Source organism: Phytohabitans aurantiacus (assembly GCF_027923225.1).
Classification (GTDB): Bacteria; Actinomycetota; Actinomycetes; order Mycobacteriales; family Micromonosporaceae; genus Phytohabitans; species Phytohabitans aurantiacus.
The window spans coordinates 18,454-45,052 of record NZ_BSDI01000072.1 but is presented as its reverse complement, the minus strand read 5'-3'; the positions used below and the strand labels follow the sequence as shown (position 1 = coordinate 45,052).

Annotated in this window: 22 protein-coding genes and 2 pseudogenes; 13 read left to right on the top strand and 11 right to left on the bottom strand. The window is 66.7% G+C overall.

From position 1 onward, the window contains the following. The first annotated feature begins 97 nt into the window (after window positions 1-97). Window positions 98-877: a hypothetical protein gene (locus QMG73_RS40935; RefSeq protein ID WP_281904749.1), complete on the top strand. Its 780-nt coding sequence runs from the start codon at window positions 98-100 to the stop codon at window positions 875-877. A gap of 389 nt (window positions 878-1,266) precedes the next feature. On the opposite strand, the gene QMG73_RS40930 is transcribed toward QMG73_RS40935, so the two are convergent. Continuing rightward, a complete protein-coding gene (locus QMG73_RS40930; protein WP_281904747.1) occupies window positions 1,267-1,446 on the bottom strand; it encodes a hypothetical protein in 180 nt (59 codons plus the stop codon). Between the two features lie 252 nt (window positions 1,447-1,698). Here QMG73_RS40930 and QMG73_RS46530 point away from each other — a divergent pair. Further along, window positions 1,699-1,846, top strand: a pseudogene (locus QMG73_RS46530) (universal stress protein); the annotation flags it as partial. Between the two features lie 34 nt (window positions 1,847-1,880). On the opposite strand, the gene QMG73_RS40925 reads toward QMG73_RS46530, so the two are convergent. Further along, window positions 1,881-2,066, bottom strand: a complete 186-nt coding sequence (locus QMG73_RS40925) for a hypothetical protein (RefSeq protein WP_281904746.1) — start codon at window positions 2,064-2,066, stop codon at window positions 1,881-1,883. Window positions 2,067-2,189: 123 nt separating this feature from the next. On the opposite strand from QMG73_RS40925, the gene QMG73_RS40920 reads away from it, so the two are divergent. The 8 genes from QMG73_RS40920 to QMG73_RS40885 all read left to right on the top strand — a co-directional run bounded on the left by QMG73_RS40920 (window position 2,190) and on the right by QMG73_RS40885 (window position 14,123). Then, window positions 2,190-2,438 (top strand): hypothetical protein, encoded by a 249-nt coding sequence (locus QMG73_RS40920; protein WP_281904745.1) that lies wholly within the window; start codon window positions 2,190-2,192, stop codon window positions 2,436-2,438. Between the two features lie 364 nt (window positions 2,439-2,802). Then, window positions 2,803-3,195 (top strand): hypothetical protein, encoded by a 393-nt coding sequence (locus QMG73_RS40915; RefSeq protein WP_281904744.1) that lies wholly within the window; start codon window positions 2,803-2,805, stop codon window positions 3,193-3,195. A 47-nt stretch (window positions 3,196-3,242) separates the two neighbouring features. Continuing rightward, window positions 3,243-3,989, top strand: coding sequence for a hypothetical protein (locus QMG73_RS40910; RefSeq protein WP_281904741.1), 747 nt, complete (start codon window positions 3,243-3,245; stop codon window positions 3,987-3,989). 81 nt (window positions 3,990-4,070) lie between these two features. Further along, window positions 4,071-4,769 (top strand): hypothetical protein, encoded by a 699-nt coding sequence (locus QMG73_RS40905; RefSeq protein WP_281904739.1) that lies wholly within the window; start codon window positions 4,071-4,073, stop codon window positions 4,767-4,769. A 135-nt stretch (window positions 4,770-4,904) separates the two neighbouring features. Next, on the top strand, window positions 4,905-8,246 hold the full coding sequence (locus QMG73_RS40900) for an AAA family ATPase (protein ID WP_281904735.1): 3,342 nt from the start codon (window positions 4,905-4,907) through the stop codon (window positions 8,244-8,246). Between the two features lie 352 nt (window positions 8,247-8,598). Further along, complete coding sequence (locus tag QMG73_RS40895; RefSeq protein WP_281904734.1) at window positions 8,599-9,198, top strand: helix-turn-helix transcriptional regulator; 600 nt, start codon at window positions 8,599-8,601, stop codon at window positions 9,196-9,198. 426 nt (window positions 9,199-9,624) lie between these two features. Continuing rightward, window positions 9,625-13,329: a DUF4365 domain-containing protein gene (locus tag QMG73_RS40890; RefSeq protein ID WP_281904732.1), complete on the top strand. Its 3,705-nt coding sequence runs from the start codon at window positions 9,625-9,627 to the stop codon at window positions 13,327-13,329. A gap of 146 nt (window positions 13,330-13,475) precedes the next feature. Next, window positions 13,476-14,123, top strand: coding sequence for a DUF6745 domain-containing protein (locus QMG73_RS40885; RefSeq protein ID WP_281904731.1), 648 nt, complete (start codon window positions 13,476-13,478; stop codon window positions 14,121-14,123). A gap of 108 nt (window positions 14,124-14,231) precedes the next feature. Here the strand turns inward: QMG73_RS40885 and QMG73_RS40880 are convergent, their stop codons facing one another. The 4 genes from QMG73_RS40880 to QMG73_RS40865 all read right to left on the bottom strand — a co-directional run bounded on the left by QMG73_RS40880 (window position 14,232) and on the right by QMG73_RS40865 (window position 19,952). After that, window positions 14,232-17,540, bottom strand: coding sequence for a hypothetical protein (locus QMG73_RS40880; protein WP_281904729.1), 3,309 nt, complete (start codon window positions 17,538-17,540; stop codon window positions 14,232-14,234). A 348-nt stretch (window positions 17,541-17,888) separates the two neighbouring features. Continuing rightward, window positions 17,889-18,707: a hypothetical protein gene (locus tag QMG73_RS40875; RefSeq protein WP_281904727.1), complete on the bottom strand. Its 819-nt coding sequence runs from the start codon at window positions 18,705-18,707 to the stop codon at window positions 17,889-17,891. Beyond that, window positions 18,707-18,910: a hypothetical protein gene (locus QMG73_RS40870; protein WP_281904726.1), complete on the bottom strand. Its 204-nt coding sequence runs from the start codon at window positions 18,908-18,910 to the stop codon at window positions 18,707-18,709. Before QMG73_RS40870 ends, QMG73_RS40875 begins: the two co-directional genes overlap by 1 nt. 82 nt (window positions 18,911-18,992) lie before the next feature. Next, the gene (locus QMG73_RS40865) at window positions 18,993-19,952 is read right to left on the bottom strand and encodes a tyrosine-type recombinase/integrase (protein WP_281904724.1); all 960 of its coding nucleotides are present in this window, start codon (window positions 19,950-19,952) and stop codon (window positions 18,993-18,995) included. Between the two features lie 1,045 nt (window positions 19,953-20,997). On the opposite strand from QMG73_RS40865, the gene QMG73_RS40860 reads away from it, so the two are divergent. Then, entirely contained in the window at window positions 20,998-21,273 is a 276-nt protein-coding gene (locus QMG73_RS40860) for a hypothetical protein (protein WP_281904723.1), read from the top strand. Next, the gene (locus QMG73_RS46525; RefSeq protein ID WP_407676926.1) at window positions 21,270-21,557 is read left to right on the top strand and encodes a ribbon-helix-helix domain-containing protein; all 288 of its coding nucleotides are present in this window, start codon (window positions 21,270-21,272) and stop codon (window positions 21,555-21,557) included. The genes QMG73_RS40860 and QMG73_RS46525 overlap by 4 nt, the downstream gene beginning before the upstream one ends. A gap of 139 nt (window positions 21,558-21,696) precedes the next feature. Here the strand turns inward: QMG73_RS46525 and QMG73_RS40855 are convergent. From QMG73_RS40855 to QMG73_RS40840, 4 genes and pseudogenes are all read right to left on the bottom strand, one after another. Beyond that, window positions 21,697-22,235, bottom strand: a pseudogene (locus tag QMG73_RS40855) (GNAT family N-acetyltransferase). An 818-nt stretch (window positions 22,236-23,053) separates the two neighbouring features. Continuing rightward, window positions 23,054-23,716 (bottom strand): hypothetical protein, encoded by a 663-nt coding sequence (locus tag QMG73_RS40850; protein WP_281904722.1) that lies wholly within the window; start codon window positions 23,714-23,716, stop codon window positions 23,054-23,056. Window positions 23,717-23,940: 224 nt separating this feature from the next. After that, a complete protein-coding gene (locus tag QMG73_RS40845; RefSeq protein WP_309299593.1) occupies window positions 23,941-24,231 on the bottom strand; it encodes a hypothetical protein in 291 nt (96 codons plus the stop codon). A 126-nt stretch (window positions 24,232-24,357) separates the two neighbouring features. Next, window positions 24,358-24,486, bottom strand: coding sequence for a hypothetical protein (locus QMG73_RS40840; RefSeq protein ID WP_281904720.1), 129 nt, complete (start codon window positions 24,484-24,486; stop codon window positions 24,358-24,360). Window positions 24,487-24,849: 363 nt separating this feature from the next. Between QMG73_RS40840 and QMG73_RS40835 the strand changes: the two genes are divergently transcribed. Then, complete coding sequence (locus QMG73_RS40835) at window positions 24,850-25,173, top strand: hypothetical protein (protein ID WP_281904719.1); 324 nt, start codon at window positions 24,850-24,852, stop codon at window positions 25,171-25,173. A 335-nt stretch (window positions 25,174-25,508) separates the two neighbouring features. Here the strand turns inward: QMG73_RS40835 and QMG73_RS40830 are convergent, their stop codons facing one another. Further along, window positions 25,509-25,679, bottom strand: coding sequence for a hypothetical protein (locus QMG73_RS40830; RefSeq protein ID WP_281904718.1), 171 nt, complete (start codon window positions 25,677-25,679; stop codon window positions 25,509-25,511). Between the last annotated feature and the right edge of the window lie 920 nt (window positions 25,680-26,599).

Sequence of the window (26,599 nt, the reverse complement as noted above, 5' to 3'; positions counted from 1 at the left end):
ACCCAGGTGATCTACACCGGGGCGGCCGCCGTCACCTGTAGTGACACCCGTGGCCCTGACCACAGTGGACGATCAGACGTTCTGAATAGCGCTCGAGGTGTACAAGTCGCTCGACAAGTTGGACAGCCCGAATTTCTTCCTCTGGATTGACGTCGCCACGCAGGGCGACGTCCCGTTGCGCGTGCGCCAACTGCGGGGCAGCTTGGAACGGTGGCTCGCCGGGTTGGACCCGGACGACCACACCATCGCGGGCAAGCGTCGCGACGACCTTCCCAGCTTCATCCACGAGGATGCAGGCTGGAAGATCGACTTCCGTGCCATCCCCAGGTCGCCGGAGGCCCGCGGCAGGAAGGGTGCACGACCGCTTGGCATCTTCGGAGGTGGCGGGGGCCGAGTGCAGGACGACGAGGCGATCCGGGGCGCGTTGGTCGACAAGGGCTCAGCCTACGGCTCGCTCGATGCGCCGTTCGTCATCGCAGTCGCCTCGGGCAGCGTGACTCTAGGCGACTACGACGTGCTCAACGCCCTATACGGCACGGCGGTCGTCGAGGCGCATATCCTCGCCGACGGCACGGAGTCGACCGCCATAGCCGAGAAGCCCGACGGCTACTGGTACCGCGGCAGCCGCTGGGATCATCGTGGTGTCTCGGGCGTCCTCGTGGTCAAGAACCTCCACCCCGCATTGGTCGGCAACCAGCGGCACACGATTTGGGAGCACCCTAAGCCAGTGCACGCCGTTGATGCGTTCCCCATGTGGCGACGTGCTGTCGTCGGCGCCGACGGGGACATGACGTTCGTCGAGCCCGAGCGCTCGCCGGCTGATTGGCTTGGCCTGGGCAACCCGTGGCCCGTGGGCGAGCCCTTCCCGAAGGAGTGAGCGCTCACCGGCGGCAGGCGACTTGAGGAATAGGCATTCGTCGGAGAACCAAGGCCTTCGCGTACACGTCGATCTTGGCGCTGTGGAACGTGCCCCGATCGGCTACTTCAACGCGGCACCGATTTCGCCCTGGGCGGTAGCAGCGTCGCCTTCGGGATAGCGGATATTGGCATCGGTGTCGTGGGGCTATTGGGAGCGTCAACCTCGGCAGCGCGACCAGCGTAGGGATTGGGCTTGCCATTGTCGTAGTCGGCGTCGTACGGCTGCGCGGCACGAGCACGATCACCGGCGTGCGAAGACAGCTGAACGCCTTGGTCCGTAACCCCCAAGAGCCTGGTTGCCTGATGCCGAGGACCATCGCGGGGTGTGACCGTCCACAGTGGCACTCGTCACGTGTCGTCGTCGCTGTGGCCGGGCGGCTGAAGGACGGCAACGCCACCAAACCCATCCGGCAGGACGAGCCGGTTGCGTGCGGTGTGCACGTGGTCGAAGCCGAGGGCTGCGACGTGTTCGGTGGTGAACACCTGATGCTCGTTGAGCAGTTCCAGCAGCCACCGGTCGCGGGGCATGAGCCGGCGTAGCTCGCGGGCTACGTCGATGCCGCCCTGGGGTGGGCGGCGAGCGTCCAGGCTGGCCCGACTGGCGCGCCCGCAAGGACGCCCAGAAAGTTGATCGACACCGCGTGACGGTGGCGTTTCAGACCCATCCGCAGGTGGCCGTCACCGGCACCGTCGCGGGCGGTGGCGCCTCGGCGGTTCTGCTGGAGCGCTCGCGCGAGGCCAGTCTTTTGGTCCTGGGCAGCCGCGGCCGCTCATGCGATGGTCGAGGCGGGCCGCGACGCGCAGCTGGTCGTGGTTGGCTCCCGCGGCCCGGGGGCGGCTTCCGCGGGCTGCTGCTCGGCTCGATCAGCCAGCAGCTGCTGCACACGCACACTGCCGGGTCGCCGTCGTTCGTGAGCGTCCCGCCTGACCCGCCTGGGCACGGCGATAACAGAGAGCTCGCGTCACCTGGACTGGTCGAAGCGGTGTCGGTGAGGTTGGTTGCTGCGAACCCGGTCACCGGCGGGCGCGGGCGTACCGCGCCGGATGTTGCTCGACCGGATGATCGACGGCCCGGCGGGCAGGAGCTCGCGCGGCTGGTCGTCGCCGGCCAGCCCTTCACCGTCGTGTTCGTGGTCGTCGGTCATCATTGTCCTCGAACCCTTGATACGGGTCCGACGAGATCAACGTCGCGTGAGCGGTCGGTATGCACCGGACGGCCGCCGAGATTCAACCGACCGGGGGAACCAAGTCGGCTCAGCCGTGGGTCGTCGATGGCGTTCGTCTTGCTGGGCCTGCTCCCCTGGGCGGCGACCGAGCTCAGCCCCAATTCCGGCATGCCGGCCGCTGCGGGGTACCGGCGCAGGTCGATCCGCCTTTCAGCCCACACGATCCCACTCGGAGAACGTGCTGCCGCCCGGCGGTTACGGCTCCTCGGCTGTTACGGCACCATCGCCCAGCACGAGTTTGACACCGTGATGCTCGACCTCGTGAAGGCAGACGACCTGGACGGCTACGACTGACTTAACCGGTAGATCGAGATGTACTGGACGGCCGACGGAGACCGTGAAAGGTCGGCGTAGCGGCCGATCGTCCTGGTCCTTCAGTTCTACGGTCAACTTCGCGCCGACGGCGTCCTTCTCGGCGTCGTGGATTCCAACGACGGCGGTCAGCCTTGTGCTGCCGGCTATTGGCCACGTGACGGGCACGTGGCTGGTGGCTCCGAAGTCGCTGCACGACATCCGGACACTGTGGATGTAGGTGGTTCCGGACAGCTGGGCATTGAAGGAATCGAGGACGCCTGGCCCGTTGGACGTCGGGTCGATGTCTGCCAGATACGTCGAGACAGGACGGCGATCGGTTGATCGGGACGGTTGAGTTGCCGGGGTGCTCGGTGACGGCTTGGCCGGCTCCGTTGAACCGGCGGTGCCTGTGATGGTTGGCGCAGGTGCGCTAGGGCTGTCGGAGGCGCTGGGCTGTGTCGAGCTTTCGGACTCGGGCAGCGCGATGATCGCCACGATCAGAGCACCTACGGTAGCGAGGGTCCCGACGACGGTCAGAAACCTCATCCACGGATCGCTGAGCATCCTGCCGGGCGAGTTGGATCCGCGCAACGTGGCCACCTTGACGGCGATCGCTTTGGGCTTGTTGAGGGCTGATCCTCTCACGCCATCGACGGGCTTGGCCCGCGTGTCGCGCGTTCTGTCCATGATTCGTCAGAGATCAAACGGACCGGCACGCCAGCCGGGCGTGGCGTCGTTCCTCACCATCCCGCGCTGATCGACCCGCTGGCCGAGGCGGCGCAGCGGGCGCTGCGCGCCCCGTCGGTGTTCAACACCCAGCCGTGGCGGTGGCGGATCGGGCCGCGCGGGCTGGAGCTGCGGGCGGATCGGGTACGCCAGTTGACGGTGACCGACCCGGACGGGCGGCTGCTGATCCTCAGCTGCGGCGCCGCGCTGCGCCACGCCCGCATCGCCCTGGCTGCGGCCGGCTACCGCACCGACGTGGCGCGGCTTCCCGAGCCGGCCGACCCGGACCTGCTCGCCCGCATCGAGATCACCGGCCGGCAGCCGATCGCCCCCAACGACGTCGTCCTCAACGAGGCGATCCCGCGGCGGCGCACCGACCGGCGCGCGTTCGGCGACATCCCCGTCTCGATACGGACACTGGACCGGTTGCGGGCCGCGGTCAAGGCGCAGGGCTACTTCCTGCACGTGGTCCGCCCGGACCAGATGCCGATGCTCGCCATCGAGACCGGGCAGGCGGCCGACGCGCAGGTGGCCGATCCGGCCTGCCGCGAGGAGTTGGCCCGATTGGACGCACCGGTCGCCAGGTGCCGGCGACGGCGTACCTGCCTCGACGGCGGTGCGGCAGGTGCCCCGCCGGGTGGCGGTGCGGGACTTCGCACTCGGCGCGGAGCCGGGATTGGAGGCCGGGCCAGGCCGGGACCACGGCGCGGCGTACACGATGCTGCGCCCGCCGGGGTAGGCCGCGCACTCGGCATCCGGTTCGGCTCAGGGGGTACCTCCCCGATCGACCGCCGGCAGTCGGCCGCACCTCGCACGATCCGGTAGGCGCGCAGTGCCCGGCCTGAGTTCCAGTCCGCTAGGCGACACCTGGTCACGCCACGGGGCCAGAGCTGGCATCCTGCCGGCGTGGCCAAGAGACGGCTGGTCGTTGTCGTGTTCGTCGCCGCGGCGGTGATCGCGGTGCCCCTCGCGATCCTCGCCCGGACCGCCGCCAACTACAAGCCGCCAGAAAGCGTCGACCCGCCGACCCTGGCGGACTGGATGCAGGCGTGGGGGACTGTCGCCGCCGTCGTCGCCGGCCTGCTCGCCGCGGTGTTCACCGCTGGTCTCCTGATTCACGAGATGCGCGAAGCCGACAGGGCACGCAGAGATGCTTCCAGGGAGCGCGCCGACGCCGAGCGCGACCGCAGGGTCGCGCAGTACGACCGGGACCTCGCCAGGAAGGAACGCCACGACACCGAAAAGGCACAGGCTCGGGCCGTCATCGTCGACAACACTGAGATCTCCGCGGACAACGGGGAGATCCGCCGCGTCCGGGGACGGGTACACAACTTCAGCAGCGGACCGATACTGAGTCTCGAGGTGAGGCTCGTCGGCACCGGTATGCTCCGCGACCTCGACGTCCCTATGGGCGTGGTCGGGACGCTCGAGCCCGCGGGAGAGCGGAGCCTCGACACGGCGGTCACAACCGCCGCACCGACCCGCGGGCTTGACGACCACGCCGTGAAGGACTTGGTCACAGTGGAGATTCGCTTTATGGACTCTGATGGGCGGCGTTGGATACGTCGGGGCAATGGACAGCCTGAGCGGGTGCGGGAGCTGTGAATCCCGGACGCGAAAATCCGGCAGCCGTCCCCGTCGCTCCGTGCGGTACTCTCCGGACACGATCCTCACCGGGTACGGGAGGCGTTCGCGTGACGGCACACCACAGCAGTTCGCCACCTGGTTAGCGCCGGACCCATGCGGTTTCATCGAGCGTCCGGTCCGCGGCTCCTGGAGCTCCAGGAGTTGATCTGCGCCGGTTTCAACCACAACACCTTGGTCGAGCTGCTCTTGGCGGTGGACAAGCGGTACTCCGACTTCGTTTCTGTCAATCGCAACCATCGGGCGGTCGTCTTGGACGTGCTCGAGACGGCCAATAACGAGGGCTGGTTGCTGAATCTGCTGTACTCGGCGTACCAGCGGGTACCGGACGACCGCCTGGTCGAGCATCTTCGCGCCTTGGAAGCCGACGTCAGGGATCACCTGTCGGTGTCCGTCGCATACGTGCGGGGAGGCGCCGATTCAGTCGTCGCGCAGCTGCGCGACCGGCTGGCCGCGCTACCGGTCACCGCACAGTACTGGCCGGGCGGCCCCCCGTCGCCGGACGCGTTGGCATTCGGCGCGATCGACACCGCAGCCGTGGTGATCGTGGTCGTGACGCCGGAAAGCCTGCGCGACCAGGTATGCCGGTACGCGCTGGATCTCGCCAGCCCCGGCTCCGAGGTCATCGCGTTGCTGGCGCATCCCGCTGTCCAGGAGTCGCAGCTGCCCGTGGCGCTTCGGCGCATCCGTATCGACCGCGTTGGCGAGGGTTGGGCCGATCTGGAAAGGCACCTCGACTTCCTCGCCACTGCCGAGGGCTTGCTCGTGCGCTTGCGTCGCAGACGCGAGCAGTTGGTGAGAGGCGACGGCGAGGCGGACGCCGAGGGATCCGGCGACCAACCAGAAGTCCGTGACGTCGATCGCCGAATTGCGGTTCAACGCAAGCGGGTCGAGGACCCGGTGGGCGTCCGCATAGGCATGACTCGGGGGATCGAGCGCGGGCGAGAGCGGGAGCGGCGACCGCACCGCGAGGCAGAGGCAGCCGCGCCAGTTCGCACCTACGGTCGGCCCCCGAAGGAGCCGCCGAGCTTCCAGGATCGGGAAACCGAGCTGGAGGTGGCGATGATCTGGCTGCGTACGCCCGCGCATCGCCTGCTGGCGCTGACCGGCCGGGATGGTATCGGCAAGACAGGCTTCCTTTCGCGCCTCTGGAACCGGTTGTCGTCGGAAAAGCACCCGCCGAGGACCGATGGTCTGGTTTACCTCCCGGCGCACGGCTTCCTGCCGGTCACCGCCATCGCGGTACTGCGCGCTCTGGTCAAGGTGGCACCCGCGAACCTTGACGGTCGCCTGCGCCGGCTGCTCGCCCTGCCTATCCCACTGCTGGAGAAGGCCGACGAGGTGCTTCGTGCGTTGGACAATCGCGCCATCGTAGTCATGATCGACAATGCCGAGCACCTGCTGGACGATTCAGGCGCTCTCCGCGATCGAGAGATGCACGAGTTCGTTCTCCACGTCGCCCGTCAGGACGGGCACGGGACCAGATTTGTCCTCGTCAGCCAGCGCCCGCCCGAGGAGCTGCTGCGAGAGTTGCCGGAGCCTATTGCGATCGGAACGCCGCTCACCGGTCTGGACCGGAACGACACGCACCTGCTCCTGACCGCGCTGGACACCAGTCGTACGTTCGGATTCAAATACGTTTCGGAAGAGGAGAAGGACCGGCTGCACCAGCGGACGGGCGGAAACCCGCGGGCGGTCGAGCTGGTCTTCGCGTATCTGCGCCGAAACCCGCGACGCGATCTGAGCTGGCTGTTGGATGAGATGCATCGGTCGAAGGACCCGGACGTCGTCCGCTTCCTGTTCGACAAGGTCGTGCGGGACTTCGACCCGGACGAAGTGTGCGTCGCCCAAGCACTCGCTGCCTATGGCAGGCCGGTCGACGCGGCCGCGGTTGACGATCTCCTGCAACACTTCTACGCCGGCACGAGCGAGGTGATCCTCGAGACGCTTCGTGACAAGTGTTTCATCCGGCCCATGGATGAGGGCTACTATCTGCCCTTCTTCCCCGACGGAGAGTGGTTCCTGCAGCGCCTGGCACCTGGTGAGCCCGAGGATCGGCAGAGCCCGTGGCGGCAGATGAGCCGCATGGCGCTGCTTCACCTCGCGGCCGAACATTTCGCCGGGGCACACGTACCCGACGCGGCGGCGGAGGACGTCGATCAGCTTTACGCGCAGTTCAGCGAGATCGACCTGCGCATACGGGGCGGCGATCATGAGAAGGCGCTGCGGGCGATCGAGGCGCTCGACGACGCACACCTCAACCGGTGGGGGTACCGCGAAGCGATCATCCCGAGACTCGACGCGCTCGCCACCGGCTTGGCCGACGCGGGCTTCGACCTGCGGGTACGCCGGCTGTCCCGGTTGGCCGAAGCCTACCGACAACGTGAGCTGCCGGACCGCATGATCGCTTGCCTCAACGAGGCCCAGGCGCTGATCAAGCCGTACTCTCACCCGTACTACCACGTAGTGATCAACATCCAGCTTGGGGCCGGGTTGTTCGACCAAGGCAGGGTGTCGCAGGCGTCGGCGCACTACCGGCGGGCGCTCCGCTGGACACGGGGCCAGTTCGGCTACGCGCGTCAGCGCGCTTCGGCGCACAGCGGGCTCGCGACCTGCTACGGCAGGAACGGCCAGTTCTCTCGGGCACTGCGCCACGCCCATCGGGCGGCGCGCCTGCTACGGCGCGCCGGCGGCGAGGATGTCGACGGGGTAGGCCCTCGCCTCCGGCTGCATACGGCCTGGATCTTTAGCCAGCTCGGGCAGCACGGCCCCGCCTGGAGCGAGCTTTCGGCGGGTCTGCGGATCGCGTCGAACCAGAAGGAACGCATCCTTGAGGGGCAGCTTCTGGTCTTGAGAGCGCGTCTGTTGATCGCTGAGGGTGGTGCCGAGCCCGCGATGACGGCGGCAGGGGCCGCGGCGGAGATCGGTGTGTTGGCCAACAACGGGGAGCTGTGCCGGAGCGCCAACGAGATCCTGACGCTCGCCTGCCTCATCCGCGGCGACCTTGAGCAAGCGCGGGCGGCCGTGGACGTCCCTGGCCGGTCGAACGGCAATGTCCTTGGTCTGAGCCTGCGCGGGGTCGTCGCGTATCAAGAGGACGAACTGGCGGAAGCGCGTACTGCGTTCGAGACAGCGTGCGAAAAGGCCGAGTCGCTGTGTCGATCCGAGCCCCACGACTTCCTGCTGCTCGACGCATATGGGTTCGCCTCGGCGGGGCTTGCGATCGTCCAGCCTGAGCGCCGCGACGCGCTCCTGCGAGCCGCGGAAGCGGCGTTCACGCGGTCGCGTGCGCTCTCGTCCGGCGGCCATGGAGCGGTGCTGGCCATCTTGCAGTTGCTCAACCAGTTCACGAAGCACGCCGACACTGACGTCGTCGATCGGCTACGTATCGCGGCGAGCGGGGCCCCCTACCGGGCTCGGCAGTACTCAGCGGGCTAGGTAATACAAGGCGCCGCCAATGACCACGATGGCGACGAACGCGGCTACGACAGCTGGCCACCTGGGCGGCTTCTTGCCTCGGACGGGCTCACTCTGCGGGCCGAAGCTCCAGTTGAACACCTCAACCTCCGACTGTGATCGGTCCAGTACTGGCTGTGAGGTGGGCTTGCCTAGACGGTAGGAAACGCCGGGTCAGCACGTCTATGACGCACGTCAGGCGGCAGGATGCCGCCATCTCAGGACCGGCGCCGGCCAAGCGTGTCGTCCCGGAAAGGGCCATCTTCATGCGTGAGGATCGGCAGACGACCGTTCACTCCCGATCGGAGGGCATGACCGTCCCATGCGCGCCCGAGTGGCAGTCTTCGATGCGCTGCCGGTCTTTCGCTTGGGCGTCCTGACCTGCCTGAAGGACAACGGATTCGAGGCCGAGACCCCGGATGACGTCCTACGCTGGACCGAGGTCCAGGATCGGGCGGTCGCTCTGCTGAGTGTCTGCGAGCCACCCGACTGGGATCTGCTGGCAGACCTCTGCCACCGCCGCGTCGAGGTCGTCGTGATCGCGCTGCTGGACGAGCCCACCGTGCCGGCGTACCTGCGGGCGCTGTCGGCCGGCGCGGCAGCCGTGGTGCCACGTGCCGCGACTCCGAAGGCATTGCGTGATGCTGTCGAGGCCGTGCTCGACGGCACGGTCATACTGCCCGTCACCGTCTTGAGGGCGATGGCGTCACAACTTTCCGCCGCGTCGACGACCCCCACCGGCGACCCACCGACGCCGGCCGAGATCGACTGGCTGCGGCAGCTCGTCCAAGGCAGCACCGTCGCGCAGGTAGCCAAGCGGGCCGGCTACTCCGAGCGGATGATGTTCCGGTTGCTGCACGACATCTACGAGCGGCTGGGCACGAGCAACCGCACCGAAGCGCTGATCCGGGCACGCGACCGCGGCTGGATTTGACGCCCCCGTCAGCCGGCGGTGACGTGTTCGTGACCAACCAGCGCGTGCGGTGGAGCCAACAGGTCTACCTGCGACCCCGGTCACGCCGCTGACACCCTGCCGTGGCCGTCACGGCGTCGCGGGTGGCGATATCGTCCTCTTGTTGGGACCTTGGCCGAGCTGCCGGGCGCGCGTGCCCTGCCTGACCGCAGCGATGCTTTCCGGATCGATGAGCGTGGCAGGCAGGCTGTTGACAAGGTCCACCGGCGTGGACGCCAAAACGACCACTCCAGCATTCCTCGCCAGCCCGACCAGGTTTATGCGGAGCATGAGTGTCGACAATGGTCCGATTTGAGTGGTACTGAGGAAGGGCAGATGCCTGGCGAGGGCCCACCCACGACACACCGCTGGATACAATGATCAGTCGGACAAGTGGCTGGGATCTGAATGAGTGAGTTCACGAATCGCCGTGGTGTCAATCTGGTCGAATCGGCGTCGCTCCAACTCGGCTGGTTCTTCCGGCCGCAGGAGACGAGTGACCAAGGTATCGACGCCCACGTCGAGAAGGCCCTTGGCGAGGTGGGCACCGGGCGCCTGCTCGCCATCCAGATTAAGAGCGGCAGGAGCTATTTTAGCGAACCGACTGACGACGGATGGCTGTTCCGCTTCGACGCCAAGAAAGCAAAGCTTTGGCTCGGTCACGCTTTGCCAGTTCTCGTTGTGCTCGTTGACGTCGACGGCGGGGTTGTTTACTGGCAGCAAATTTCGGCCCGCACCGTTGTCTCGACGGGCAAGGGCTTCAAGGTCGTGGTGCCTCGAGGGCAGACGGTGGATGAAGCCGATCCTGAGTGGACGCACATTGCCAGCGGACTCGAATCGCGGGCTGTTGATCGATTCGACTTCGCCGTAACGGTGCTTCCACCGTCCGTCCGACAGACGCTCGACCGACCTGATGCCGAACGCCTGGACGCTGCGATCCTCGCACTCCACCTCGCGGAAGGACGGAGTAACCCACGTGGAACCACGGAGTCTCTCCTAGCGACTTCGCCCGGCTGGATCGAACGTGGCGCATCCTGGGCCTGGCGCGCGGTCGCCTCATATGCCGCCGAACACGACCTGACTGACCTTAGTGCTGTTGCCTTCGAGCGGGCCGCAGCAGCGACGCCGGGCAGCCGCGGCCAGCTTCTCGCAGCGGCTGCCCTGAACATCATGGAAAGCGATCGGTCCCGTGCGGCTGAGCTCCTTGCGCAGGCCGATGCCGCGGGCGGCGCACCCATCCTCGTCGCCGTCGTGAAAACCCTGCTTGGTCATCCGGAAGGCGACGCAGAACCTCGTCACATGAACCCACTGCTCCTTAGCGACAGCGAAGCAGTGCGGACGAGCGCAGTTGCGCAGGGCCTGCTTAGCGATCAGGCAGCCCGTGTCGGCGACATCGATGCGATGTGCAATCACGCGCGTCTTGCGCTTCAGACGGACCCAACGACCAGCCACGCGATGGTCGCCGTGGCAGAGGCCCTGATTAGACGGTCGGTCTCCTCCAAGCGCCATGTCGATGATCTACCTACCGCGATTGACCTCATTGAGCGTGCTCTGGACCAGCGACACGCGTGGGCGGGCCCTACCCTTCCTATCCTGTTCCCACTGATTCGAGCCTATGGACTTAGCGGCCAGTACGAGAAGATGTTGGAACGCTGCCTGCCTGCGCCGGTGGGAACGGCAACTCAAGATGAGGCAGATCATCCGCACATTCGTCGCAACGCCCTCTACGCGGCTAACTTCGCCGGCCGCACGGACATACTTGAGCAGCTAGCGGCAAACGTCGGCGATTCAGCCCAGGACCGCATCGCGAAGTTCAGGATCGGCGCCCTGCAACTGGAGTACGAGGACCAAGTAGCCCTGTGGGCGGAGGAACTGAGTCGAGCCGTCGACGACGCGGACTATGAGGCATCGGTCACCGCGGTCGTCGCGCTAGCGTCCCTCGGCCACGACGAACGGCCGCGTCTTGTGCCACTCGTCGAGAGAGGCATCGCTCCAGCCAGCTACCTGGACCTCGTCGAAGCGTTGATAGCAGCAAGGAGCGACCTTGACGCCGCGCTACCGACACTGCGAAGCCTGGCGCGACGCGATTCGGTCGCTGCGGAGTACCTCATCGGCAAACTCACCCGAGCCGACCGCCGCGCCGACGCGGCACGCGAGTGCCTGGCGCTGTACGAGCAGAACGGTAATCCCGATTATCTCATCACCCGGGCGCAGATCCTGTTGGAGGGCAAGCAATCTGGTGCAGAAGCGGCGGCTCGAGAGGCTGTCGATGCGACCTCTGGGTTCCCAACCGAGCGTGCCCGTTTGCTGACCTTCCTCGCCGCGCAAGCAGCAGGTCGAGATGACTGGGATGCTGCGGAGAAGCGGCTCACCGAGGTCCTCACTCTAAGAGCCAACCCGGCATCTGAAGAGGTTTGGCGTGTCGTCCTCGCCCAAGTGAACCAGGGCAGACTACGGCGCGCCGCCAACACAATCGCAGAGTACCGACCCACGGTGAACACTCGAGACGAGGCGAAGCTCTGGCTCCAAGCCAACTCGGTGATCCCCTGGGACGAGGCCAAGGCCTCAGAAGCCCTGTCGCTGGCCCGCCGCTTCAACGATCCAAGACTGTCTACGGCCCTGCTTGGGCACATCGTCTCAGGAACACGGGGCGTTCCGGAGGCCCCGGAAGCCGAGACCGCTTCCAGCGACGAGCCTGAGATCGACGCTGACCTCGAGGAACGACGCCGCATTGCTCAAGGCGCCGTACCCGCCGAGTTACATCAACAGGCGTTCGCCGCACTGCAGGACCTCGTTGACCAATTCGGAGACGCAACAGGGGTCACCGTCCTTCGGGGTGATCCGGACCAGCTCATCGCCGACATGACGAGCCAGATGCAAGAGGCAGCGACAGCCGCCGCCCACTTGAAGGATCTGATCACCGCCGCGCACGACGCGAGACTTCCGCGTGGTCTCCTGGCAACCATCCGAGGGCAAAGCTACGCAACGATGCTCGTGCAGCGAACCCTGGGCGCGCTTGTCTCCGGCGCCGCAGACGATAACGAACACGAACTCGACGTTCACACGGCCGCAGAGGCCATTGGGCAACCGGTAGTCGTTGAGCCTGCCACGCTCCTGGTACTCACCGGCCTGCCCTCACGCGTTCGCTTGGAAGGCCAATTCCCCACGCTTCTACTTCCAGCTCAGGCCATGCGAGACATCCACCGAGCAACCTTCGACATCCGCACGCTGGCCAGCAGCCCAGGCACCACAGGCTGGGACCAGAACCGTGGTTCATTGATCTTCTGGGAGCTGAGCGAGGCTGAGTTCACCAGACAACTTCGCCGCGCGCAAGCCATGGAAGACCTAGCACAAGACTTCACCGTTCGGACCACCAACAACCTCGACCTCTTCCCCGACCTCGGAGAAGATCCGAAGCATGCCTCCTGGCTCCAACCGATCCAGCTTGCCCACGACCAAGGTGTCGCCCTCTGGAGCGATGACCTCGGGCTACGGCGACTCGCCCGAGGGATGGGCGTCGCGTGCTTCGGCACACCCGCACTGATCGACGCCCTACGCGACCATGCGCTACAGACTGCATCGAGCAAGGAAGCCCTGGACACCATCCTCGACCGGACGGCCGCCGACAACCGCGACCTAGCCCTCGACCTGGTCGTGGACGTTGCCCTGCACATCGACGATCTCCTCTGGATCGCCGAGCGGGACGGGTGGCTGCCACATGCCGGCGGCCTAGTCCTCTCAAGAGCCTCCTGGTGGGCATGGCAGACCGCGCCAATCCAGGACCTGATGGCGCTCTACCAGAAGATCGCATTCAACAACCCCGATTCACTGCCGGATTGGCAACAAGCGGCCATGATTGGCGCGGCCCGGGCCTTTAAGCCGGCCGACACCGCAATCAAGGTCTTGGCCGCAGTCGCCCTATTGGGATTCGGAAATGAAACCAGCACGGACACTGCGGCCGCCGGGATACGCCGCGCGCGCCGCGTCGCAGAAGAACTGGGCCTACCCGACCCCGTCGGTCAACTCCCAGCGGCAGCAAGCACCCTCGTCCGGTATCGCCACACGCCCGAAGATCCAGAGCAAATCGTCAGCGCCATACTCGCCCATCTCTAGGGCAAATTTCACCGAATGCTCCGTCGCTTGACGCCAACACAGAGAACCGACAACAGGTTCCTGGCAGGGTCGCCCGCCGCGCTGTTTTGACCTGGTGGCGTAGAACACGTAGCGGTTGAGGCTGAAAGAAGTAGTCGGGGCGGAGCGTGCGGAGGTCCCCGGCCCAGCCGTCGACGGTCGCGGCGGGCCACCCGTCACGGCCGGTCACGAACCCGCGCGGTGACCGGCCGCCGGGGCCCTCGCGCGCCACGGCTACCCCGGGGGCGCGACGGCGATTTCCGGTCCAGCCGTTCGACGACCCGGACGGGCTGCTAGCGGCAGCGTCCTGGCTGGTCGGGCACGACGGCGCACGGCTGCCGGCCGACCAGGCGACGCTGGCCAGGGCCTTCGCCGCAGCCGGGCGGGTCGGCTGGTGGTGGCCGCACACCCGGTTCGTCGTGGTCAGCGGGCCCCCGGTCGAGCTGCACATCGAGCTCGTCCGCAGCCCGGACACCGGCGGGCTGCCGTCCGGCGGCTACCGCCTGCACCGGGACGACGGGCCGGCGGTCCGCTGGGCCGACGGCTACGCCGTGCACTACCTGCACGGCACCGAGGTGCTGGCCGCGCTTGTCGAGGGCGGGGATGTCGCGGCCATCCACCGGCGCCCAACAGTGAGGTCCGCCGCGCCGCGATCGAGCGGATCGGCTGGGCCGCCTACATCGAACGGGCACGCTGGCGGCTGGTCGCCAGCGCGCCCGACCCCGGCAACCACCCGCACCGGCTGGAGCTCTACGAAGACCCGCGCCGGCGGCTAGGCGACGTGCGGGTACCGATCATGACCAATGGCGGCCCGGACCGGTCCGGCGCCCCGCGCCGCCATTCCGAGACCGTCCCGGCAGACATCGACGACCCGGTGGATTGGGCTACCCCGCGAGGAGATCTGCGAACGATGCGTGACCTCGTGCGACGAGCCGGTTGAGGGTTTCGCGTGCTGCCTTCTGCGTAGCGCGGTTTCCCGTTTGGAGGCCTTCAGTAAGGACTACCCGTAGATCGTCGTGTGAGCCGGTGACGAACCAGGGGTCGGTCGCGGCGTCGATGAGCAGCGCGACGCATGTGACCGCTTGGTCTGGGTGAGTGGTGCGGTAGGTGACGAGTTGGCCCGCAACGAGTTCGTCGGGGTCAACGATGCCGCCGGATTCGAGCAGAGCCTGCAGCTGGGGCAGTGCCCAGTCCAGGGGGAGTTTGCCTGAACCGAACCACCACCCGAACCCGGCAAGTTCTCCGAGGTCAGCGTCAGGGGTCGCTCGCAGCTGTTCGAACCGCCACTCCCACAGGGCTTGAAGGCGCTGGATGGCGCTCTGCGGCGGATCCTCGGAGTTGTGCAGGATGATGCCAAGGATTTCGATCAGCTTGCCGCGCAAGGCTACTGGCGCGTGCTCGACGAACGCCGCGAGCGGCGAATCGGTATCGAGGGTGACAATGCCCTGGCTGTAGAGGCCGGCGAGGTGGCGCACAAGGTGACTCGCGGTGCCATCGTCGTCACTATTGGACTCGGACTCGGTGGGCGTCGCAGCAGGTGCCTGTGACAGAGAGTTAATTTCATCCAGGTACCACGGGGCGAGTAGCTCGTAGGTGCGCAGGGTTGGCTGGTTGAACCGAAGAAAGGCCTCCCACGCTGCGGCTCCGAGCGATCCGGGCGAACGATCGAAGATCTTTTCTACATGGTCGCGTGCCCATTGTGGATCGCACACGGCGAGCGCGCCAATCCATTGGCCGTAGATCGTTCGGATGGCGGCGGTCGGCTCGATGGCCGGGTCGAGATGAGCCTCCAGGATCGTGCGGACCGGGGTGTCCAGCTGAGCTGGTTGGGCGGTGGCGCGGTGGTGGTGCCGCCATACCAGGTAGTGCATCAAAGCGATGAATGCGCAACCGCGGACGGTGTTGATTGCGGTGGTGGCGGGGTCGTTGCTCTCGTCGCTGTCCTGGTCCGGTTCGGGATCCTGCGTGAGCTGGGTTAGCAGGTCCAGAACGACGTTGGCGTCCGCGGGCGGGATCTGATCGCGGTCCAGTCCTTCAGCGAGAAGGTCGGCAAGTTGTTGGCGGCACCAGATCCAGCCCGGGTGGCGGTCACCGTCACCGGTCGGGGGACGTCCGGGCAGGAGCCGTGGTCCGTTGAGCACGGCCTGGCCGAAGGTGAAGACCGGCGCCCACGCGAACATGCCCGTTGCGCGCGGGTCACCATCCGTTTTCGTGTCGCTGACGGTACCGGCTGCGTCGGTTGCCGGACTTGCTGGCGCAGTCTTGAGGGCTTTGGTCAAGCCGGCGAGGAGCCCGTGTCCGTACGTTGGGTCGAGGTCGGCGAATCTAGGGGCGAGCGCGGCGAATTTCGCCGGATCCTGTTCGACGGCTACCTGAAGTTCTCGGCGTAGCCCTTCTGGGCTGGGAGCGTCCCAGGCTGGGCTTGGGTTCCAGGTGGCCAGCATCTCTAGCAGGTCGTCGTTTTTCATCGCCGAAAGCGCGGCGGCGTCCGTTGGTGCGGTGGGGCCGACGAACTGTAGTGTCTGGCCTCGGTCGCTCTCCGTCGGCGGTCCGAACCGTCCAACCAGGTCTTCGAACGTGGCTCGTTGGTTGGCGGGTAGGGCGGCGTCGAACCGGGCGAGTTGGCGCAGCCGCCACCGATCGGTGTACTCGGGCGCGACATCCCGCAGGGGGCCAGCTTGGACAAAGCCCACGATCTGTTCCTGCGCTGCGGCTGGCAAGGTGGGAAAGTGACTGCGGAGCAGCTGGCTGTACTCGCGGAACGTTTCGGCATCGTCGAACAGGGCGCGCGATGTCAATCGCGCCGAGATCAGGTCGGCGTCGGGCGCCTGCGCGAGCACGTATAGCGCTAACCGACGGAACAGCGCTGGTTCGTACCTGTCGAGCACCTTGAGTGCGGCGGCCGCTCCGTTCGCGATACTTACTTCAATGGCGGCGTCACGCAGCGCTGATACCAGCACGTCCGGGCCGGTACGGTGGTGGTCCGTTTCGATTGCCGGTCGCCAGATCGTTGAGCGGCTCAACGAACCGCCCGTAGCAATGGTAGCGGTGTCCATGCTCACCAGGCGGTCGGCCAGCAACCTCAGTCCGGGCTGGCCAAGGTGCGGAAAGGCACGGGGAATGAGGTCACGTGGCAGGTAGGTGCGGCTCCGGCGTGGACGGGTCTGCGTCGGCAACAGGCAGTCAAGCACTGTAAGGGCGGCGTCTACCTCGCCCGCCGCCCCTAGCGCAACGACCACCTGGCCTGCCTTGGCCGGAAGCCCCCACATCACTGGTTGCTTGAGGAAGGTCGCCAGCTGCGGCGCCAGTCTTGCCGCCGCCGCGGGCGGCAGCGCCAGGGCAGTTTCGGCCACGCTTTCACACGCTTCGGGATTGTTCGTCTCCAGTTGCAGGGCAATGTCGACGACGGCGTCGGCGAGCGACGGCACGGCGGCTATACGCACCAAGTACCGGCCAGCCGGCCACGCGGTGTAGGTGACCAGACCGTCCTGGCTGGGCTGAAGCGCCGGCGGGTCGGTGAAGTAGCCGGCTGACCGCAAGCGCGGGAACCAACCGATGCTGGCTCGTTCGAAGAATCGACGTAGCGCCACTACGCCGTGCGGCACCTGGCTGCGTAGCCGGCTCAGGTCGGCCTTAGTCGGCTCCTCGAGAGCGGCGAGCTCGTCCACCATGGGCAGTGCCGCCGTGTACGTCGCCTCGTACTGGCGCCCGATCCGAGTCAGCAGCGTCTCGAAGTCCCGCCACGCAGCCAGAAACTCCTCATCGACCGGACGTGGACGAAGCAGCGTGTCCCGGTGAGCCACAGGCGCCCAGAGCACCGACTTCCACAGGTCGCGCACCTCGTCCTCGGCGGTGAACCCCAATGCTGTACAGATCTCGTCGACGACCTTCTTCCACGACGGACGCCGCTGATCAGGCTTGCGCGGGAGAGCTTCCAGCGCCGCCATACGATCGGCGGGCACCATAGCCTCCAGCAGGTCTCGCAGCCCCGATTCGATCTCTCTCGCCAAATGCCCCACAACATGGGAGGCAGTCGCCAGCGGCGGTTCAGTCATCAGCAGCCGGCAGGCGTCCTCGTAAAGCGCGGCGACTGAACCACCCATAAGTGCCAGAAGCCGACGAATCTCCGCCTGCCGCCGATCAAGAGCCAGCAACCCGCCATTCACCGCTGAACCTCCGAGTCCGAGCAACACCCACCATCCTCTCGCTTCCCACGCACATCGCTGGACAGCCAGATGCGTGTCGCCGCCCTCTCGCACTGCTGCGCATCCGGTCCACCGGCAGCCATGTCTCGCCGATACTGGTGCTCACCCGCTTTGCGCATTTCGCGCACGCCGCCGTGTGCTGCGCAAGGCGGACGCGCAGGTGTACCGGATCAAAGTCGGGTCGATCGGTACCTGGGGGCGAAGGCGGTCTTGGTCAGCGGCGGTGCTGGCTCATTAGTCCTGTGGAGGGTCAAGCCGGGCAGCCGGGCGAGGAGTCTGCCATCAGCCCGCCTTCGGGTCCCCAGAGGCAGATCGCGGTCGCCCCGGCCGGCCCGGTCACTCGGAACGGCTGTCCGGCCAGGTCGGCGAGGTAAGTGCCTTTCCGCCGCGCGAGGTCCAGTCGATCTCGATCCGCCAGCGGATGTCGTTCTGCTCGGTGTTGCCGATGACGAGGATCGACTCGGACTCCTTCAGCGACACCCCGTATGGGAATTTGATCGGCCAGCGTTCCTGCGGCGGGACGAAGTCCACCCAGTCCTCGTCGAGCTCGTAGCTTCGGGCTGGTGGGCTGCGGTCCAGGTCGACGTTGACGTACCGGTAGATCTTGTCGCCGCCGCAGGCGGCCTTGGCCAGGGTGCCGGAGGCTGGGCGGCTCCGCGCGGCCACGACCGGGCGGATGTCGTGGATGACCACCTCGGCCTCGCCAACGCCCTGCAGGTCCAGTCGGACGAACTGCGTCCCGGCCCGCACCGCCCCGGCGCCGGTGGCCCAGCCGTCCCAGCCGGTCGGGTCGTTCCCTCCGACCGCGGGTGCCGGGATCTCGGCCGGCGGCTTGCCGATCAGCCAGCCGCCGGCGCACGGGTGCCCGCTCGCGGTGACCACAACGGTCAACGGCACCTCGCCCGCGGGCGAGGACGCGCCGCCGGACGGGGACGGTGCGCCGGATGATGCGGTGGCCGCGGGTGGCGACGTCGGCGCGGCCTGCGGCGGGGCGTCGGTGACGAACCGGTGCTCGATGACCGCGATGAGGACGCCGACGGCCAGCGCCGTCAGGAATCCGGCGGCCCATTTGACGATGGTCGACCGGTACCAGGGCGTCGGCCGCTCGGGCAAAGCAGCGGGTAACGGTGTGCGGCGGGTGCGTCGCGCGGCCATCAGCAGTCCACCTCGCCGTGGCCGATGAGCCGCTGCAGCGGGTCCGTCGGTCCGATGAGGCCAGCCTTGACGACGCCGTCGTTCGGCAGGAACACCAGGGAGTTCGGCCCTTCGTCGACGAAGTACGCCCGGTAGTTCTCGCTCACCGGCGAAACGTACTCGCGCAGCCGGTTGCCGTATCCGGCCCCCAGTTCGGTCATCATGTCCCCTCCTCGCCAAGCTCGCGGCAGCCTATCGGTAACGACGCGATCACCCAGGGCCCATCGTGTCGATCAGCCCTCGGAGCTACACCCCTTCGCCGATGCCGATGCGTCGCTGGGTCTCCATCGCCCGCTCGGCGGCCGCGCTGGCCCCGTAGCGGCGCGGCATGTCTTCGGACGCCCAGCCCAGCAGCAGCATCAGGTCGCCGGTGTCCGCGCCGGCGAGCTTCCACTCGTGGGCGAAGCTGTGCCGCCACCGGTGCGCGTGCAGATCCGGCACCCCGGCGGCGGCGCCAATCCGCTTGAGCCGGATCTTGATGCCGTTCGGAGTTAAGGGTGCCGCGCCACGGTCAGCAAGCCACAGATTCGGCAACGCCGCGCCCCTGCGGTTGCCCCGCGCGCGCAGGTACCGCGACAGCGCCCGCGCGGTCTTCGGCCCGAACCGTACCCGCCGATCCTTGGCTCCCTTGCCGTGAAAGTGCACCGACTCGGTGTTCATGTCCACGTCGGCGACCAGCAGCATGCCCACCTCCGACAAGCGGGCGCCGGTGTTGGCGTACAACCGGATCAGAGCCTCGTCGCGCAGACTGACGAACCCCTTGCCCCGACACGCCTGCAGCACCTTCGCGGTGTCCGCCTCCCGCATCACCGGCACCAGCTTGGTCGGCGTCTTCGGCGGCCGCACCCGCTCCATCGGGTTGCGGTCGATGGCCTGCTCATCGTCCCGCAACCAGCGGAAGAACTGCTGCAGGCACTTGTACTTGTTCAACGCGGTCGACGCCGACCGGGTCTCGACCATCCACGCCTGGAACGCCTCGACGTGTGCCTTGGTGACCGCGCACGGGTCGTCGGCGCCGTCGTCGGCGTCCGGGTCCGGCGAATACTCCCCCAGATACCGTGCCAGCTGCGCGCCGGCGAGCAGATAGTTGTACCGGGTGGTCTCCGGGTAGTTCCCGGAACGCAGTGACCGATCCCAATCCCGCAGGAACCCGGCCCAGGTCCGGGACAGCCCTCCGGTGAGCTTCTGAAGATCCAATAACGCCATGGCAACCTGCCCGAGTTTTGTGGTCCAACAGCGGCGTGCTAGACCGGGCATTCATGCCAAGCAATAAAATGAGGGCTCCCGCAAGTCGCTGACCTGCGGAAACCCTCGCGCTGTCGGGACGGCCGGATTCGAACCGACGACCCCTTGTTACCAACCGCGACGATTCCGGGCTTATTATTGGTTGTCAAACTTCGGCATTGAGCTGCACATACACAGTTGATCGATGATCACCGTTTGTCACCGATTGTCGACCGTTGACAGGAGTTTTCGGGGGGTAAACGGGGGGCGTCCATCGGCGGAACCTGCGGTGTGGGTTCGAATCCCGCCTTGAGGTCGAGCCTCCATGCCGGCCCCCTCTGTCCCTTGGCCAGCCGAAGTCGCGATCCCGGGATCTGGCGAGCGCTGTCGCCTCGTCCGTAGGGGTTCGAACCCACACCGCCTCTCGTCCGTCCGCCGGTGAAATTTTGCGCTTCCACGAGTTCGTTCGCTTGCCACCCCGATTCTGCGGGCGCCCGAGGTTTCAACCCGAGGCGATGCATACCCGGGATCTGCCGCTGGTGTCCGCGGCGTACAGCCATGCAGACGAGCAGAGACGGGCATCTGGGCTACCGGCCAAGGCAGCGCCGCCAGCAGGCCGGAGCGAGCATGGTCCGCCTACGGCGAACGTGACATCGGCAGCACCGCCGTTGGTGTGACGTGGCTGCGTCTCGGTCCCCTACTGCGCCGGCGGACCAAGTCGTCAGCCCACGACTGATCTGCGACGCCGTCCGCCGTCGCGGCGTATCGGCGCCCAGAATCCGATCGCCCCGCGAGCACCGGCTCTCTGCCCGCCAAGCCGCCGCGTACCGCACACCGCGCTGGCCGTCACCCCGCCAGCCCACCGACCTAACAGTGGCGGCGGACGCGTGGGCGTCGCTGTTTACCTCCAGGCCGCTAGGTCCGCCGGGGACGTTCTGCCGCCGACAACCGATCGTGGACGGCCACCACGCCGCCGTCGCCCCGACACGACGCGCCTGAACGTTTTACGCGTTGTACGCTGGGTCGTGTGACCGACCGGGAGTACGGCTGGACGGAAGCCGGTAAGGCCAGCGCGGCACGACACGGCGTGTCCGAACGGGAGGCGATCGAGGCGCTGTTCTCCACCCAACGGATCGAAAACCACGTCGGGACGCTCCTGCTCGCGGTGGCCGGCCTGGCCGATTCGGCCCGGGTCATCGTGGTGTTGTGCGAGCGGATAGCCGCAGTCAACAGCTACGCCATCCTGGCCGTACGACCAGCCACCCCCGAAGAGGTCAAGCAGTGGATGGAGGGAACGCGATGACAGCGCACCGGGACCCCAGGACGATGAGCCGGGAAGAACTAGTCGCCTACTTCGACGGCGGAGGCGACATCTCAGAACTGCTACGCGACGCCGCCCTCGGTCCAGACCTCGGCCCGGCACCAAACCCCGAGAACGTGCCAATGATCGTAACCGGAGTACGACTCTCGTCAGCCGCCGTCCAACGACTGGACGAGCTAGCCGGCAACGACAAAGCCGGACGCTCAGGTCTAATCCGCCAGGCGATCGACGAATTCCTAGCAAGGCACACACCCGAAGCAGCCTGAACAGCCACAAATCCTTCCTCAGCGCTCGCACGAGCAGCGACCCGAAACGCACCGATCCCCCGAGCCGTAGCCTGTGACCCTGCGCAGAGCACTGTCGGCGGCAGATGCGGACGCGCCTGTATCGCGCCGCAGCTCGAGTTCAAGTTGTGGGCACCCAAAACCGCAACTTCTCGCCGCGTTGATCCTCGAAGATCCCGCCGTGGTCTCGATCACCTTGCGCGAGGCAATGTTGGTGACATCGCACATCACCAACGCCGATGCAATGCCCAGACCGTGTGCCACGGGCAACGCGGCGCGGAGCATGGCAGTCGCATGGCCACGGCGCCGCGCGGACGGCCGCACGTCGTATCCGATGTGACCGCCGAAATCGAGCAGCTGCGCGGTCAGCCGATGCCGGATCGCGAGGCGGCCCAGGTAGTCGTCATCCTGGAACCACCACAGCGTGGTCGACGGCACGTAGCCCTCAGGCCTGAGCGAATCCTCCAAGGCTTGCGCGCGTAACCAGCCGACGTACTCGGCGAAACCCTCGGGCGTCACCCAACAGCGCCCGAACTCGCGTAACTCTCTCCCGATCATGGTGTGATCAGCGAGGTCGCCCCGGCCTTCGCCGCGGAACTCGGCCATGGCAGCAAGGAACGATCGACGCACACGTTCAGTGGGAAGGCTCAACTGCGGCACATGACCTGAATACCGAATCGCTCCATGCTTCCGCATCCTCAATTCGGCATTTGAGGGCCTTCGGGAAGCGGCGTGACCGTGTTTGCGGTTGACGACCACGCCGCCCGAGCAAGATCGTATCGGTCGAGGTAGGAGCCTTGCCTACCACAACCCGACCCGCCCAGGGGCCAACTCGCGTTGGCCCGGACCGCACATGACTGTCCACACTCGACGGACCGAGCCGGTCTCCGGTAGGCGTCACCGTGAGCACGACCCGGCGCCGCGCTGACAATGTCTGCCCGCTGCCATCGACCATCCGACCGCCTTCATGCTCACCGTGACGCCGCGCACGAAGGCCGGCAGGCCCGGATTACATGCTCACCGTGAACGACGCCGGACGGCTTCCACCTCCTCATCCCACGCGCCGTCCAACATGAGTGCGGCAAGATTTGGTCGATCACGCAGACCCGGTAGAAACCGACCACGACCGACAACCGCCGCGACACCGTCGACGGCTGGTAGCAGCGGACATCCTCCAACCAGCGCACGTACCGTTCGATGTCCGCGCGAACCGCTGCGAGCGGGTCGAGCTCCATCGCGGTACACCAGCGCAGGAAGACCCGAAGGTCGGACTCGGTGTGGATCCGGGTCTGGCCGCGGTAGCGGCCCAGGTACGCAGCCGACGCCACCTGCAGAACAAGCTCACTGCGACGTGTGACACCGGAAGTAGCGGAAGAAGTAGCCATGCATCACGGTGCGTCACCCTCAGCGATGAACGCCAGCAGCGGCTCCGGACGCCAGCGGCGCACAGTGAGCGAGTTAACGCATACGCTGGTTCGCTACGTATTGTCCCGAGGCGGCCAGTAGCCGTCACGGAACGCCTGCCACCTCTCCGTCGGGATGACAGTGACGGCTGTGCCCAGGTGTACGACCGTGCTGCCCCGCTCGCCCGTACACCTTGGGCACAGGTGCTCCACATGGTGGGGGTAGATCTGCGGCGGATTCTGGATCTCGCCTGTCGCGTTGGCGATCTTCTTCGCCTCGATGAGGATTCGCTGGTTGACCGCCTCACTCAGTTCTGTGGCGCGGGCAAGACCATCGGCCCGCAGCGCCTTATAGCGCCCAACGACGGATGCCACAGCCTCCGGCGACCGGTCGACGTCATCGCCGGAGCGCGGGTGCCGGAACATCGTGGCCTCACCGCAGTTCATGCACTGGTTGAGGGCGATGGCGTGCACAACTCGATTCCGATGCTCTGTCACTTCTGCCACCTGCGCGATCCAGCTCACGAGCGCAGCACTAGCCAATGCAGCCTCGTGTCCGAGCTCCTTCGCGAGTCTCTCGGCCGCCTTGCCGGTGGTCGTGCCGGCCATAGGCTCACGCACAGTGCCCGGCCAGTTAGCGTAAGCGAGGATCCTTCGCACGTCGCCGACGACCTCGCCCAGCATGGAGTCGGCAAGGGTCAGCTGTCCGACGAGCTCATTGGCGCTGGGATCCGTCACCGGTCCATTCTCAGCACGGTGACCGAACGACACCACGGCAATTCGACCTTGAGGGCGTTCTGCCACACCCGCACCGACATTGACCTGCGGATGGCGGCACAACCTATCAGATGAGGATGCCAAGATCACTCGGTCGGGCATCGACACATCGACAAACGCTGCGCGAGACCGAGGGCGAACGATTAAGGCGTAACGCGGACAAACACCGGCGACCGAGCAGGATTTCAGTCGAGCAGCGATCCATCGGACCGCATGATCTCGTCCTGGCGCAGTGGAGCCAACGCCGACCAGCCGCCGTCATCGACGGCCACGAACATACGAATCCGGCCGTCACCGTCGTCCACCGCCGAACTCACCACGCTGTAGCGCTTGCCGTCCTCCGCGACAACCTGACGCGACTCGCTGTCATCGAGCATCAGCCGCCACTGCGCATAGTCCAGGCGCCGCCACTCGGCCAAACGATGCTCCGCCAGCCGCGACGCCACCTGCCGGTTCAACCCCACGCCTACCAGCATGCCCTGTCGCAGGTGCCGCCCGACACAACCCAGTGCGAGCGACAGCGCCCACCGCTCGACCAGCGGCAAATGAGTGCACTTTGGTTGTGCGGTAACGCTTGCTGGTCACCGCACGAAGCTGCCGACTCACTGCGATCGCTGGTCGAACCCGAACGGCATCGGACCGGTTGTTGTGTCCACCACCCACGGGTACGGGTAGTGGGCATGGCACACGGTGCAGCGTGCCACCAGCGGCCCGAGATCTGGGTTGGTCATGACGCTGTAATGCTCGGACTTCACCGCTGCCATCGGGAAGCCGTTCGCGGTGCTCTCGATATGGGACCACGGCGTCGGGCACGAACACGGTTCATCGTGTGCGAACCGCGCGCCGGTGCGACCGTTAGTGGTGTTCTTGAGCAGCCGTTGCAGGCTTCGCCGCAAGCCACGCCGGCGCCACCAACCCACAGGTCACACCCCTTCGCTCCACGTCCCTTGATCTTACGATCATGACGTAGGCGCACGACCACCCCTGCGGAGCCGGTACTACCGGGCGCTGTCCGCGGCAGAAGAGTGGACGCGAAAGCTCCGTACGCCGCCAGGTCTCACGAACCGAACCACACCAGGTGGGATCATCCACGCGTGGTAGACGTAACCTTCGACGTAGCGCCCGGAACCGACCAGACCCACATCAAGCTGCAGACCGACACGTGGGAGTTGAACATCCGAGGCCTACTTCGCGACTTCGTCAGTCTGGCACAGATCCGAGACGCCGACTGGGACGCACGCCGCTCCTTAGCGATCGGGACGTGCGCCGGCGTTCCGGTGTACTGGGCATCGAGCGAAAACAACGTCGCCATCCTCGTCGGCCAGGACGACGAAACATGGGACATCGCCGTCACCGTCCCCTTCTCCTCAGTAGACGACATCGCAACCCAGGCCAGAGACATGATCAAACACCACTGAAGAAGCGCGCGGGTCGCGGCATGTTAGGGCGTATCTGACGGATCATGGGGACTTGTTATCAACCGTAACCGCTTCAGGCTTGTCATTGGTTGTCGAATCATGGCACTGAGCAGCGCAAACGGGGTTCCTTGCTAGTCACGTCTTGTCACTGATTGTCGCCCGTAGGCAGGGGTTTTCGGGGGTAAACGGGGGGCGCCAATGGAGCGACGCCTTCGCCTTCGCGGGATCCACCGTTCGGGCGTTCAATCCCATCGATTCCCGCCGGCGGTCGACCTCTCCCCGCCGGTGACGGACAAGGACAGCCCACCACCAAGAGAAACCCGACGTGCACCGACTCATGAACGCACCGATGCGTGGGGGTTCGTGTCGGCGGCCAGATCGATACCGTACCCCCACACGGACGGGCGACCGACGTACAAATCACCATTGCCGTCGCCGGCGTCGTAGAGCCAGCGCCAGTCGTCCTCGTCTTGCTCGTCGGGGTCGAAGTCCTCGTCCTCATCCACGTCGCCCCGTAGTGGGCGGGTAGCTCCCGCTCCGACATCGACGTGCCATCCAGCCGCCGAATCGCCTCGGCGGTGTCGATGCCCGCGACACACGGAAGGCCGGTGCCCTCCATATAGAACTCGGTCAGCGTGACCCGCAGCGATAGCGCGGTGGCAACGGATTCGGCCTCAGGCCGGGTCAGGCGGGCGTCCGCCGGTCGACCGGAGAATAGATCGGACTCGGATCCGGCGAGACTGAGCCGCCCCGGCGACCACCCCGCCATCATCGCCAGCCAGGGGTCGGCACCAGCGGCCGCCAGGACGCGAGCGTTGTCATGCCGCCCCTCGTAGACCGCCACCCACAGGGCCGACCGCCCATCGACGAGCAAGTCGAGCGTGCGCGCAGCGCCGGCCATCGCCTCGACAACGTCGGGTGAGGCGAACCCGACCGCGGAATGCAGCATGGTCTGGTAGCCGCCGCCCAACAGCTCGCACGGATCGGACCCGGCGGCCAGCTGCTCCCTGACCTGCGCCACATCACCGCCGCCCCACAGCCGCACTCCGTCCCAGTCACCCATAACGCGTTCCTCCTCGTCCGTCCACTGACGACGGGGAGAGTAGACATGCGGACGAGCGGCGGGTCGGCTCCTGCGACCACTCGCCGCCGCAGGCTATTCCCAGGCGTTCCCGACACCGGGCTGGCACGGCTGCTGCTGGCGGCCGAGGCCCCAGCTGCGTCAGCGTCCTGACAGATCACCGACAAGCGAGGTTGCCAACCTGCGCAACCATGGCTGGAGAGGTCAGACTGTCGGTCGGCCGGCGGCATCGTCGGTGCCGGAAGCGACGATATGGAGGGAGTCGCCCCGTGGTGGCAGAGTGGTTGGCCTCCCTAGCGACAGCGGGCGCGTCGGCCTTGGTTGGCGCGGCCGCAAACGATGCCT

What these genes read in the sequence shown, in the direction of transcription:
- QMG73_RS40900 (WP_281904735.1), top strand. Translation starts at nt 4,905, where the DNA reads ATGCGGTTTCATCGAGCGTCCGGTCCGCGGCTCCTGGAGCTCCAGGAG.
- QMG73_RS40925 (WP_281904746.1), bottom strand. Translation starts at nt 2,066, where the DNA reads ATGATGACCGACGACCACGAACACGACGGTGAAGGGCTGGCCGGCGAC.
- QMG73_RS40840 (WP_281904720.1), bottom strand. Translation starts at nt 24,486, where the DNA reads ATGACCAACCCAGATCTCGGGCCGCTGGTGGCACGCTGCACCGTGTGC.
- QMG73_RS40890 (WP_281904732.1), top strand. Translation starts at nt 9,625, where the DNA reads ATGAGTGAGTTCACGAATCGCCGTGGTGTCAATCTGGTCGAATCGGCG.
- QMG73_RS40920 (WP_281904745.1), top strand. Translation starts at nt 2,190, where the DNA reads ATGGCGTTCGTCTTGCTGGGCCTGCTCCCCTGGGCGGCGACCGAGCTC.
- QMG73_RS40845 (WP_309299593.1), bottom strand. Translation starts at nt 24,231, where the DNA reads ATGCTGGTAGGCGTGGGGTTGAACCGGCAGGTGGCGTCGCGGCTGGCG.
- QMG73_RS40870 (WP_281904726.1), bottom strand. Translation starts at nt 18,910, where the DNA reads ATGATGACCGAACTGGGGGCCGGATACGGCAACCGGCTGCGCGAGTAC.
- QMG73_RS40930 (WP_281904747.1), bottom strand. Translation starts at nt 1,446, where the DNA reads ATGCCCCGCGACCGGTGGCTGCTGGAACTGCTCAACGAGCATCAGGTG.
- QMG73_RS46525 (WP_407676926.1), top strand. Translation starts at nt 21,270, where the DNA reads ATGACAGCGCACCGGGACCCCAGGACGATGAGCCGGGAAGAACTAGTC.
- QMG73_RS40865 (WP_281904724.1), bottom strand. Translation starts at nt 19,952, where the DNA reads ATGGCGTTATTGGATCTTCAGAAGCTCACCGGAGGGCTGTCCCGGACC.
- QMG73_RS40875 (WP_281904727.1), bottom strand. Translation starts at nt 18,707, where the DNA reads ATGGCCGCGCGACGCACCCGCCGCACACCGTTACCCGCTGCTTTGCCC.